Below are 12,747 nucleotides of genomic sequence, written 5' to 3' on the forward strand. Positions count from 1 at the left end.
GACTTTCAGCAGGTCTCGACCTGCTTCTGATGGAAGCTCCCGCAGTTCTCGGTGATGGCGAGCTTGACCTTGGTCCGATCGGGCGAGTCGGTATTGTGCGGGGTGTGACAGTCCGAGCAGTTAGCGGAGCCGGCATTCCGTATGTCGATGACGGCGGTACCGTGATCGCCGGGGCCGCTCCGACAGAGGAGCCCCGCTCCGGGGGGCGCTCGAGCGCGAGACCAGCGTCGAGCGTGCACGACGCTGTCGAGCGCGTCGCATTCCGCGCATGATTCAGCGTCTTCCCGGTCCCCCGTCCGCGCGACTGCGCGGTACAATCCCCCATCGCGACCCGCCTCATGCAGCCGTCCGAGGCCATCTCCGGGAGCATCATGATCGACCGCATCCCCGTCACCGCGCCAACACCCCGAAGGATTCGGTCCGGCATCGCTCGATGCTTGATAACGTGACGCCTTGCCCCGGACCCAGCTTGACCCCCAGCCCGTGCCGCCCTCGAATCCCGGATGAGGATGTCGGCGCATATCCCCCTGCCCCAAGGAGAGGCATCGCCCATGAGAACAACGCCTTCAAGAACACCCGGCCAACCCGCGGGCGCGTGGCTCAACGCGACGCTGCCGATGCTAACCACTTCGCTGCTGACCCTGACGGTCGGCTCGACGGTGCTCGCCGCGGACCCGCCGGCCGGTAGTGGCGAGAGGACCCCGCCCCCGCCCGCTGTCGTCGTTGCCGCGGTGGAGACGCAGCTCGTCGATCATCACGGGCGCTTCATCGGGACCATACAGGCGATCCAACAGGTCAGCGTCCAGGCGCGGGTCGAGGGGTTCTTGGATGAGGTCGCATTCGACGAGGGCTCGCCGGTGAAGACCGGACAGATCCTCTACCAGATCGAGCAACCGCCGTTCCAGGCCCAACTCGACGCGGCCAACGCCGAGCTGGCCTCCGCTGTCGCGGAAGTCGCGAGTGCCGAGGCAGGCCTGTTGGACGCGCAGGCCCAGTTCGAGCGCTTCTCGGCACTGGTGAAGAAGGGCGACACATCCCAGGCCGAATTCGACCGGTCGAGGGCTCAACGCGACATGGCCCAAGCGAACCTGGACAAGGCCAAAGCCGCCGTCCTTCAGGCCCAAGCCGACATCAAGACCGCCCAAATCAACCTCGGCTACACGAGCATCGCGAGCCCGATCGACGGGCGCATCGGTGCGACCAACTACACCGTCGGCAACCTCGTCGGGCCGAGCAGCAAGGTCCTCTCCACCGTGGTGCAGCTCGACCCGATCCGTGCCGTCTTCTCGATCCCGAGCGCGGATTTCGTGCGGGTTACGGAGGCGGCCGGCACCCCGGGCGAGAACTTTCAAAACTACGTGCCCGAGCTGATCCTCCCGACCGGCGTGACCTATGCGCAAAAAGGGACGATCGCCTTCGTCGACAACCAGATCAACGCCAGCACCGGCTCGATCGCCATCTATGCGGACTTCCCCAACCCGGAAGGCGTGCTGCTGCCGGGCCAGTTCATCACGGCACTCATCCACACCGCAGAGCAGAAGCGCCAGCCCGTGATCCCGGCCGGGGCGGTCATCCAGACCAAGGACGGGAAACAGGTCTATGTTGTGGGTTCGGACAACCGGGTGGCCTTGCGGACCATCAAGACAGGCAGCCAGATGGGGACCGACTTCGTCGTCGATGCCGGATTGAAGGAGGGCGAGATCGTCGTCGTCTCCGGCATTCAGAAGATCAAGCCGGGGATGGTGGTCACACCGACTCAAGCGGCTGCACCTAAAGACGCGGAAGGCACCAAGACCGACGGCACAAGCGACGCTTCTTCCGAGAAGACACCCCCGGCGCCCGCGAGCGAAACCGCCGGCACCAAGCCTGAACCGATAGAGCCGGAGAAAGCAGAGCCGGAAAGAGCAGAGAAAGCCCCCGCGGATCAGACCACACCCCGACCCGCGCCGAAGCCAGGGAGCTGATCATGATCTCCAAGGTCTTCGTCGATCGGCCACGCCTCGCGGCAGTGGTCTCGACCATCATCGTGGTGGCCGGGCTCCTGTCGATCTTCAGCATCCCGGTCTCTCAGTATCCGAACATCGTCCCGCCGGTAGTCCAGGTCACGGCCAGCTACCCGGGTGCGGACGCCCAGACCATCGCCGACACCGTCGGCAGCCCAATCGAGCAGCAGGTCAACGGCGTCGAGGGCATGATCTACATGTCATCGACCGCCTCCTCCGCGGGCACCTATAACCTGACGGTCACCTTCGAGGTCGGCACCGACCCGAACATCGCCCAGGTCAACACCCAGAACCGGGTCTCCCAAGCCCTCGCGCAGCTGCCCCAAGAGGTCCAGGCGCTGGGCATCACGGTCCAGGCCGAGTCCACCAATCTGCTGCTGTTCATCAACGTCTTCTCGCCGGACGGCAGCAAGGACCCGATCTTCCTGTCCAACTTCACGACCATCAATATCCAGAACGAGGTCGCGCGCATCCCGGGCGTCGGCGAGGCCAGTCTCTTCGGCCCACTCAACTATTCCATGCGCATCTGGCTTGAGCCCGAGCTGATGTCCGCGCTCGGGATCACCCCGAGCGACGTCATCAACGCCATCCAGGCCCAGAACCTTCAGGCCGCACTCGGACAGATCGGCGGCCCGCCCATCGCCGACGAACAGGTCCTCCAATACGCGATCGTGACCGAAGGCCAGCTGGTCCAGCCGAGCGAGTTCGAGCAGATCGTGGTGCGTACCGGAGAGGACGGGGCTATCGTGCGCGTAAAGGACATCGCCCGGGTCGAGCTCGGCGCTGAATCCTACAGCCAGATCTCGTTCCTCAACGGCAAGCCAGCCGCAGCCATCGGCATCTATCAATCGCCCCAGGCCAATGCGCTCGACGTCGCCGAGGCGGTCCGTGCCGAGCTCGAAACACTCAAGACCCGGTTCCCGGCAGGTGTGGAGGCCGAGGTCATCTACGACTCGACCCTCTTCGTGAAGGCGTCGATCCAGGAGATCATCTTCACCTTGGGCATCACCTCGGTGATCGTGCTCCTGGTCGTCTTCATCTTTCTGCAGGACCTGCGCGCGACCATCGTCCCGGCCTTGACCATCCCGGTGTCCCTGATCGGTGTCTTCGTCGTCCTGCTCGCGGCGGGGTTCTCGGCCAACACCATCAGTCTCTTCGCGGTGGTCTTGGCGATTGGACTGGTCGTCGACGACGCCATCGTCGTGGTGGAAAACGTCCAGCGTCTGATGCTCGAAGAGGGGCTCGACCGACGCGCCGCCAGCCTCAAGGCCATGGAGCAGGTGACCGGGCCGATCATCTCCACCACCCTGGTGCTCTTTGCGATCTTCGCGCCGGTCGCCTTCCTGCCCGGCATCTCGGGCGAGATGTTCCGCCAATTTGCGCTGACCATCTCCGCCGCGGTGGCCATCTCCGCGCTCAATGCGTTGACACTCTCCCCGGTCATCTGCTCGCTCGTGCTGCGCAAGCCGAAGGCGGCGAAACGCGGACCCTTCGCCTGGTTCAACACAGGCTTCGACAAGACCCGCGACGGTTATGTCGGCATCGTGCGCATCTTCGCCCGGCGCGCCCCGATCGCAGGCTTGCTGATCGTGCTCATCGGAACGGTTGCGGTGCTGCTCCTCGACCGCCTGCCGACCGGCTTCATCCCCAATGAAGACCAAGGCGTTCTCTTCGTCGATGTGAGTCTGCCCAGCGGCGCCGCCTTACCGCGCACCACGGAGGTGCTCACCCAAGTTCAAGAGATCGCCGCGCGCACACCCGGTGTCGCCAACGTCATGACGGTCTCGGGTTTCAGCATGCTGACCAGCGCGCCCTCTTCCAACAGCGGCATGGGCGTCATCGTCCTCGATCCCTGGGACGAGCGCACCACCCCGGAGCTACGGATCAAGGGTCTTCTCGAAAACCTCCAAGGGCAGATGAGCGCCATCTCCGAGGCCACGGTGTTCCTCTTCCCGCCGCCGCCCATCCCCGGCCTCGGCCAGGCCAGCGGCTTCACCATGCAGCTCGAGGCCCTCGGCGGGCAGTCTCCAATGGAGCTGACCCAGACGCTGCAAGGTCTGATCGCCACGGCCCAGCAGGACCCGCGCATCGGCCGGGCCTATTCGTCCTTCAGCGCCGACGTCCCGCAGCTCTACCTGGAGCTCGATCGGACCAAGGCGCAGTACTTGGACGTCCCGGTCGCCGATGTCTTCAACACCCTGCAGGCCACCTTCGGCAGCACCTACGTCAACAACTTCACCTATCAGGGACAGACCTACCAGGTCAACGTCCAGGCCGACCAGAATGCGCGCATGACGGTGGACGATCTGGCCGGTGCCTATGTCCGCTCGGCGAGCGGAGCCATGGTCCCCATCGGCACCTTGGCGACCATCCGCGAGCAGCTGGGCACGGACCTGGTCTTCCGCTACAACGAGTTCCTCACGGCGATGGTCAGCGGCAGCCCGTCCCCCGGACACTCGGCCGGCGACGCCATGGCCGCCATGCAGGAGGCCGCCAAGAAGGCCCTGCCCGACGGCTACGGCTTCGAATGGACCGCCCTGTCCCTACAGGAGGCCCAGCAGAGTGCAGGCGGGGAGATTGCCGTCTTCGGCCTGGCCGTCCTCTTCGGCTACCTCTTCCTGGTCGCCCTGTACGAGAGTTGGTCGATCCCCTTCGCCGTCTTGACCTCGGTGACCGTCGCCATCCTGGGGGCCGCGGTCACCCTTTGGCTCGCCGGACTCGACAACGACCTCTACACCCAGATCGGCTTGGTCCTCTTGATCGGCCTCGCCGGCAAGAACGCCATCCTGATCGTGGAGTTCGCCAAGGAGCAGCGCGAAGGCGGCAAGAGCCTGCTGGATGCGGCCCTCATCGCCGCGCACATGCGCTTCCGCGCCGTGCTCATGACCGCGCTCGCCTTCATCATCGGTCTCATGCCGCTGGTGCTCGCCACCGGTGCCGGCGCCAACGCCCGCATCCACCTGGGCTCCACCGTGCTCGGCGGCATGCTCTTCGCCGTGATCTTCGGCATCCTGCTGATCCCCGCGCTCTACGTCATGTTCCAGTGGCTTGGCGAAAAGGGGGGAGCCTGGATCAAGCCCAAGCCGGAGGACGCGGACGAAGACGCCGGCGCCCAGCCGACGGCCGAGGCCAAGGCCACGGAGACAGCCATGTAGCGAGTCACCCCGAGCACCGCCCCGGGAGATCAAAGCATCTTCTCGATGACGAGGCCGGAGCCGGAGCCTCGTCGTCGAGACCTTGGGTCGGCTCACCTGTGAATCGTCGCTGTGCCGGACCCGCGCACATTCTTGCGCACGTGAACAACTCTGATTTCGGGTCGTTCGGGTGGATCGAAGCGCTGCTGCGCGAGCCGGGAATATTGCACCGCAGCATATAGCGCCGCACGGGCTTGGCCGCTAGAATCGGATCCAACCTGTTCGCCGAACCCGGAGCACCGCATGACCAACAGCTTCAACGCCAAAGCCACACTCGACGTCGCCGGTACGGACTACGAGATCTTCAAGCTCGACGCCGTCCCCGGCAGCGCGCGCCTGCCTTTCTCGCTGAAGATCTTGTTGGAAAACCTGCTGCGCAACGAGGACGACGTCACCGTCACCCGATCGGACATCGAGGACCTGGCCAACTGGGATCCCAAGGCCGAGCCCTCCAAAGAGATTCAATACCGCCCGGCGCGCGTGCTGATGCAGGATTTCACGGGTGTCCCGGCCGTAGTCGATCTGGCCGCGATGCGGGATGCGATGAAGGCGCTCGGGGGCGATCCGCGCAAGATCAACCCGCTGCAGCCGGCCGAGCTGGTCATCGACCATTCGGTGCAGGTCGATCATTTCGGCTCGAACGACGCCTTCGCACTCAATGCAGAGCTTGAGTTCCGGCGGAATCAGGAACGCTATAAGTTCCTAAAGTGGGGCCAGAAGGCGCTCGACGGCTTCAAGGTCGTGCCGCCCGACACCGGCATCGTGCATCAGGTCAACATCGAGTTTCTGTCGCGCGTCGTCTTCCCGAATCCGCTCGACGGCCGCACCCAAGCCTATTTCGACACCTGTGTCGGCACCGATTCACACACGACGATGGTCAACGGGATCGGAGTCTTGGGCTGGGGCGTGGGCGGGATCGAGGCCGAGGCATCGATGCTGGGCCAACCGGTCTCGATGCTGGTCCCCAAGGTCGTCGGCTTCAAGCTGACCGGCACACTCCGCGAAGGCGTCACCGCGACCGACCTGGTCCTGACGATCGTGGACATGCTCCGCAAGCACGGCGTGGTCGGCAAGTTCGTCGAGTTCTACGGCCCGGCGATCGCGACCCTGCCGATGGGCGAGCGCACCACCATCGCGAACATGGGGCCTGAGTACGGGGCGACCTGCGGTCTCTTCCCGGTCGATCAGGTCACGCTCGACTATCTGCGCCTGACCGGTCGCGACGAGGCGCAGATCGCCCTGGTCGAGGCCTACTGCAAGGCACAGGGCGTCTGGCACACCGCCGACGCTGCCGAGGCCGATTATTCCGAGACCCTGGGGCTGGATCTGGGCGATGTCGTACCTTCGCTCGCCGGCCCGAAGCGCCCGCAGGACCGGGTACCGCTCACCGAGATGGCAAGCCACTTCCCGGCCGCGCTGGCCGCGCTCAAGAAGGAGCGCAACATCCCGAGCAAGGGCACCGCGAAGGCGGTCATGGACGGGCACGAGGTCGAGATCTGCGACGGCTCCATCGTGGTCGCCGCCATCACCTCCTGCACCAACACCTCGAACCCGAGCGTCATGCTCGCCGCCGGCTTGGTCGCCAAGAAGGCCGCGGCCCTGGGGCTCAAGGCCGCACCCTGGGTGAAGACCTCGCTCGGCCCGGGCTCGATGGCGGTGACGCGTTATCTGGATCGCGCCGGGCTCACCGAGCCGCTCAAGGCACTGGGTTTCCACAACGTCGGCTACGGCTGTACGGTCTGTATCGGCAACACCGGCCCGCTGCCCGCGCCGGTCTCCAAGGCCATCGCGGACAATGACCTCTGCGCCGTGTCCATCCTCTCGGGCAACCGCAACTTCGAGGGCCGAGTCCATGCCGAGGTGCGCATGAACTATCTGGCGAGCCCGCCGCTGGTCGTCGCCTACGCCATCGCCGGGCGGATCGATCTCGATCCCTACCAGGATCCGCTGACGACCGCACCGAACGGCCAACCTGTCTATCTCAAGGACATCTGGCCGACCCAGGACGAGGTGAACACGGCCATCGCCGAGAACGTCACCGTCGACGAGTTCACCTCCGCCTACGCGGACGTCTACGCCGGGGATGCGCGCTGGCAGTCGATCGAGGTGGCCGCAAGCCAGACCTATGACTGGCCGGACTCGACCTACATCCGCAACCCGCCCTATTTCGACGGGATGACGCTGGACGTGGCCCCGGCCGAGGACATCGCAGGTGCGCGCTGCCTGGCCGTGCTCGGCGACTCCATCACCACCGATCACATCTCGCCGGCCGGCTCCATCAAGCCGGACTCTCCGGCGGGCAAGTATCTGATCGAGAAGGGCGTGGACCCCAAGGACTTCAACAGCCTAGGCTCGCGGCGCGGCAACCACGAGGTGATGATGCGCGGCACCTTCGCCAATATCCGTCTGCGCAACCTGATGGCCCCAGGCACCGAGGGCGGCGTGACCCTGCATCAGCCGGGCGGCGAGGAGATGTCGATCTACGACGCAGCGATGAAGTACCAATCCGAGGGGACGCCGGTCATCGTGATCGCCGGAAAGGAATACGGTTCGGGCTCCTCGCGCGACTGGGCGGCGAAGGGACCCCGTCTCTTGGGCGTGCGCGCCGTCATCGCCGAGAGCTACGAGCGCATCCACCGCTCGAACCTGGTCGGCATGGGCATCCTGCCGCTCGAGTTCCTGCCGGGCGAGAACGCCCGATCGCTGGGCCTGACCGGGACCGAGCAGTTCGACATCACCGGGCTCGAGAACGCCGAGGCGAAGTCGGTCACCGTCAGTGCGACGGTGCCCGACGGGTCGGTGAAGACCTTCAAGGCCAAGGTGCGGATCGACACCCCGAACGAGATCGACTACTACAGGCACGGCGGGATCCTGCCCTACGTCCTGCGTCGGCTCGCGGCCTGATCCGATGGCGATGGATCTCACCGGCCTGACCGCCATCTCGCCCGTCGACGGGCGTTACGGCGCCAAGACGACCGATCTGCGGCCTATATTCAGCGAATTCGGGCTGATTCGCTACCGGGTGCTGGTGGAGATCCGCTGGCTGCAAACCTTATCGCGGCACCCCGGAATCCCGGAGGTGCCGGTCTTCTCGACCGATGCCGACCGGCTGCTCGACGACATCGCGGAGCAGTTCGGCGTCGCGGATGCACAACGCATCAAGGAAATCGAGCGCACGACGAATCACGATGTGAAGGCGGTCGAATATTTCCTGAAGGAGCGGGTCGCAGCACATCCCCAACTCCACGCGGCCAGCGAGTTCATTCACTTCGCCTGTACCTCCGAGGACATCAACAATCTCGCCCACGGGCTCATACTGAGCGCCGGGCGGGAGCAGATCCTGCTGCCCGAGATGGACGCCGTCATCGCGGCCGTCCGGGGTTTGGCGCATCGCTATGCCGATCAGCCGATGCTCTCGCGCACCCACGGACAGCCGGCCACGCCGACGACGCTCGGCAAGGAAATGGCGAACCTCGTCCACCGGCTGCGCATCCAGCGCGACCGCGTCGCCGAGGTGACGCTGCTGGGCAAGATGAACGGCGCGGTCGGCCACTACAACGCTCATCGCGTCGCCTATCCGGAGGTCGACTGGCCCGGTTTGACCCGCGACTTCGTCGCGTCTCTCGGGCTCGCCTGGAACCCCTACACGACCCAGATCGAGCCCCATGATTACATGGCGGAGCTGTTCGACGCCGTGGCGCGTTTCAACACCATCCTGATCGACCTCTCACGCGACCTCTGGGGATACATCTCGCTGGGCTATTTCAAGCAGCGTACCGTCGCGGGCGAGGTCGGCTCCTCGACCATGCCGCACAAGGTCAACCCGATCGACTTCGAGAACGCCGAAGGCAACCTCGGGATCGCGAACGCCATCCTGGGGTTTCTATCCGCGAAGCTGCCGATCTCGCGTTGGCAGCGCGACCTCACCGACTCGACGGTTCTGCGGAACCTTGGCGTCGGCGTCGCCCACACCAGCATCGCACTCCAATCGGCCCTGCGCGGAATCGGCAAGCTGGAGGCCGATCCTGCACGGATGGCGTCCGATCTAGATGCGAACTGGGAGGTCTTGGCAGAGCCCATCCAGACCCTGATGCGCCGCTACGGCGTCGACCGCCCTTACGAGCGGCTCAAGGAGTTGACGCGCGGGCACCGCATCGGACCGGAAGCGCTCAAGGTCTTCATCGATGGATTGGAGATCCCGGAAGAGGCGAAGGCCCAGCTTGCGGCACTGACACCCGCGACCTATCTCGGGGACGCCGCTCGGCTTGCACGCGAAATCTGAGTGATGGGCCAATAAAAAGGCCGCTCACGTCGAGACGTGAACGGCCCTCCCATAAGCCCCGGTCGGGGGGATGAGGCTTATTGGACCCTGCCACGTCGGGCACTGACGTGATCGTCGTGGTAATCAAAAGGGATGGACAAGAGAGAGGTAAAGCGATGGCCGGTTAATCTCGGCCGGCTCGATCGCCGGCTCGAAACCGGCGATCGAGGCAACGCGTGTCGGCGTCGGGGGCTTTAGTTGCCCTCGTACTCGGCAAGGATCTTCACGCGGCGCTGCTGCACCGAGAAGATGTCGTACTCAGGCAGCATGTCGCGCTTGCCCATGCTGGTGACCGACACGATATCGCTGGCCGGGATACCCTTGTTGACCATGTAGTCACGAATCGTCTCGGCACGACGCATACCGAGCGCCATGTTGTACTCGTCGGAACCCTTAGCATCCGTGTGACCGACGAGCGAGATCTCCTCGCGGGTATCGGTCGACTTCACCTGAGCGATGTAGTCGTCGAGGCGTTGCAGCTCGGCGTCGTTCACAATGTTCTGAATCTCGTACTTATCGAACTCGAAGTTCAGACGGACGACGAATTCCTTCGGAACCACGGCGGCCTTCACGCAGGGCTCCAAATCATTCGCGCCGTGGAGACTCTGCCAGCATTCGCCGTAGCTGGTCACCCAAGCCGTGCCTTTGGGCTGAGCGGACCAGAAGTGGTCGTAATTGTAGTCGGCCTGGACCGACAGCGGAGCGGCCAATGTAACGGCCATCGCAAGCGGGGCTGCGAGCGCGGCCAGCCTTGAGGTCTTTTTCTGTTTGCGCATCTTTTGGTTTCCTGTTCAGGTGGATGGATGATGATTCAAGCGTCGGCTTTGGCCTTGGGCGGAAGACATGTCAGGAAAAAGCAACATCATCGTCGTCGTTGGATCGCTCGTTCGCCGCGGGTCTGCCGTCTTTCGGTCAACTCATCGATTAAGATAGGGCGCGGACGGCATCGACAGACCGCACTTGGGACAACGACATTTTAGCCTACAACAGGCACAAAAGTGCAACTTTTTTCGGTGCGCGAGACATATTTGCAACGACCGCTTTCTCAATACCACAGCCACGATCGGCGAAGCGATCCTCAATCAAAGCAACAACGCGGCTTGCGAACAATCGCCGAGGTTTGTTGCGTATTCACAACTGCCACGTCCGGACACCGGGAGGCAGTATTTAGCGATCGGGGCCGGACGGCACGCACTCAAGGCCCGCAGAGCAGGAGCCCTAATAACATGAACGGGACCCGACACCAGCCAGGCCCCCGCATGCTCGCAACGCGGGGCGAAATTCGAGACGCGGGGATTGCGATTGCACAAGGGGCGCAACGCGAGCTGCTCTTGTTCGATCGTACGCTGGACCTCGATCTGTACAACACGAAGGAGTTCATCGATGCCGTCAAGAGGCTTGCACTCGCCCAGCCGGACTCGCCTGTCCATGTCCTTTTGAGCCATCCGGACAAACGCAACCAAGGCGGGGACCGCATCGTCGGACTAGCTCAGCGTCTAACATCGAGGATCGCGATCCGGCGTCTTGCGGACGACGCCGCGGATCGCCCCGATGCCTTTCTGATCGGCGACCGGCGCGCCTACATCAAGCGGCCATCCGCGGAAGGCAGCGAAGGCGTCGCCGATATGCACGGGCGACGGGAGGCGCGTCGGCTGAGTGCCGACTTCGAGCAGATGTGGGAGCACGCCGAGGCCGACATCGAAGCTCGGCACCTCCACCTTTGATGCGATTTCCGCAAGATTCGATACCCGTAGGTTGTGCTGACGATAGGAAGCACAACGTGCGCCGACGGCTGGTTGTACCTCGCACGGCTCGGCACAACCTATGCTCTTGGGATGACGGTTTCCGGAATTCGCCTGAGTCCGCGCCGCGCGGTCCGGCGCGCGCACTCCGCCCGACCCGCGTCGCGCATCAGCGTCGCTCGCTCAACAGCACGCGGTCGGTCTCTCGCGGCCCGACATAGATTTGACGCGGCCGGGCGATCTTATTGCCGGGCGTCTGCTCCTGCTCCCACCAATGGGCGATCCAACCGGGAAGTCTCCCGATCGCGAACATGACCGTAAACATGTTCACCGGAATCCCGATCGCGCGCAGGATGATGCCGCTGTAAAAGTCCACGTTGGGATAGAGCTGCCGGTCCACGAAGTAAGGATCTTCGAGCGCGATCTCCTCGAGCCGACGCGCAATGTCGAGCAGCGGATCTTTGAAACCGAGCTGCGGCAGGAGCCGCTCCGCGACGTTCGCCAACATCCGTGCGCGCGGGTCGAAATTCCGATAGACCCGGTGACCGAAACCCATCAACCGGACCTTGCTGTCCCTGTCTTTCGCCAGACGCACATAGTCGTCCGGGGTCATCTGTCCCTGATGGATCTGCTCAAGCATCTCGAGCACGGCAACGTTCGCGCCACCGTGCAGCGGACCCCAAAGCGCGCAGACGCCTGCCGCACAGGATGCGAAGAGATTGGCTTGGCTCGAGCCGACCATCCGAACGGTCGAGGTCGAGCAGTTCTGCTCGTGATCGGCGTGTAGCAACAGGATCAGGTTGAGTGCGTCTCGAACGATCGGCTCGCAGACATGCTGCTCGAAGGGCTGGGAGAACATCATGTGCAGAAAGTTCGGCACATATCTCAGCTTGGGATCCGGATAGATGTAGGGTAGCCCCTTGGAGTGACGGTAGGCGTAGGCGGCGATGGTGCGGATCTTACTGATCAACCCCGCCGCAGCGATCCGCACCGAATCCTTGTCCTGGAGCTCGAAGATCTCCGGATGAAAACAGGACAGGGCATTGATCATGGCCGAGAGGATGGCCATCGGCGGCGCCGCGCGCGGGAAACCCTCGAAGTGATGCTTCATCCCCTCGTCGAGGTTCGCGCACCCGGTCAAATCGGCAGCAAAGGTGTCGTATTCCTCCGGACTCGGCAGATGACCGAAGATCAGCAGCCAGGCAACCTCGACGAAGTTCGGCGCCTGCTCGAACTGCTCGATCGGAATACCTCGGTAGCGGAGGATCCCCTGCTCGCCATCGATAAAGGTAATGGCGCTTTGGCAACTCCCGGTATTGCCGTATCCGGGATCAAGGGTGATCAAGCCCGTTTCCGCGCGCAGCTTTCGGATATCGATTGCGCGCTCCCCCTCGGTACCCTCGATAATCGGGAAACGATAGGTCGCGTCGCCCACGGTCAAGGTCGCTTCGTTGGACATGACGATCTCCGGGGTTCGGGGTTCGGGG

At 64.0% G+C, this 12,747-nt stretch carries 7 protein-coding genes; 5 read left to right on the forward strand and 2 right to left on the reverse strand.

Going from position 1 to position 12,747, the window contains the following annotated elements; all coding sequences use genetic code 11:
• Window positions 1-551: 551 nt before the first annotated feature.
• From AADX97_RS24105 to purB, 4 genes are all read left to right on the forward strand, one after another.
• Window positions 552-1,964 (forward strand): efflux RND transporter periplasmic adaptor subunit, encoded by a 1,413-nt coding sequence (locus AADX97_RS24105; protein ID WP_374234946.1) that lies wholly within the window; start codon window positions 552-554, stop codon window positions 1,962-1,964.
• Between the two features lie 2 nt (window positions 1,965-1,966).
• Window positions 1,967-5,158 (forward strand): efflux RND transporter permease subunit, encoded by a 3,192-nt coding sequence (locus tag AADX97_RS24110; RefSeq protein ID WP_374234945.1) that lies wholly within the window; start codon window positions 1,967-1,969, stop codon window positions 5,156-5,158.
• 282 nt (window positions 5,159-5,440) lie between these two features.
• Window positions 5,441-8,101 (forward strand): aconitate hydratase AcnA, encoded by a 2,661-nt coding sequence (acnA, locus tag AADX97_RS24115; protein ID WP_374234944.1) that lies wholly within the window; start codon window positions 5,441-5,443, stop codon window positions 8,099-8,101.
• Between the two features lie 10 nt (window positions 8,102-8,111).
• Window positions 8,112-9,479 carry an adenylosuccinate lyase gene (gene purB / locus AADX97_RS24120; protein ID WP_374234943.1) on the forward strand — a complete coding sequence of 456 codons (1,368 nt, stop codon included), beginning with the start codon at window positions 8,112-8,114 and terminating at the stop codon, window positions 9,477-9,479.
• A 233-nt stretch (window positions 9,480-9,712) separates the two neighbouring features.
• Here purB and AADX97_RS24125 read toward each other — a convergent pair whose 3' ends face one another.
• Window positions 9,713-10,294 carry an OmpA family protein gene (locus AADX97_RS24125; RefSeq protein WP_374234942.1) on the reverse strand — a complete coding sequence of 194 codons (582 nt, stop codon included), beginning with the start codon at window positions 10,292-10,294 and terminating at the stop codon, window positions 9,713-9,715.
• 450 nt (window positions 10,295-10,744) lie between these two features.
• Here AADX97_RS24125 and AADX97_RS24130 point away from each other — a divergent pair, with 450 nt between their 5' ends.
• Window positions 10,745-11,242 carry a hypothetical protein gene (locus AADX97_RS24130; protein WP_374234941.1) on the forward strand — a complete coding sequence of 166 codons (498 nt, stop codon included), beginning with the start codon at window positions 10,745-10,747 and terminating at the stop codon, window positions 11,240-11,242.
• Window positions 11,243-11,429: 187 nt separating this feature from the next.
• On the opposite strand, the gene AADX97_RS24135 is transcribed toward AADX97_RS24130, so the two are convergent.
• Window positions 11,430-12,719 (reverse strand): citrate synthase, encoded by a 1,290-nt coding sequence (locus tag AADX97_RS24135; RefSeq protein ID WP_374235028.1) that lies wholly within the window; start codon window positions 12,717-12,719, stop codon window positions 11,430-11,432.
• Between the last annotated feature and the right edge of the window lie 28 nt (window positions 12,720-12,747).

Source organism: Thiocapsa sp. C2-2m (genome assembly GCF_041903745.1).
In the GTDB taxonomy this organism is placed as follows: Bacteria; Pseudomonadota; Gammaproteobacteria; order Chromatiales; family Chromatiaceae; genus Thiocapsa; species Thiocapsa roseilacustris.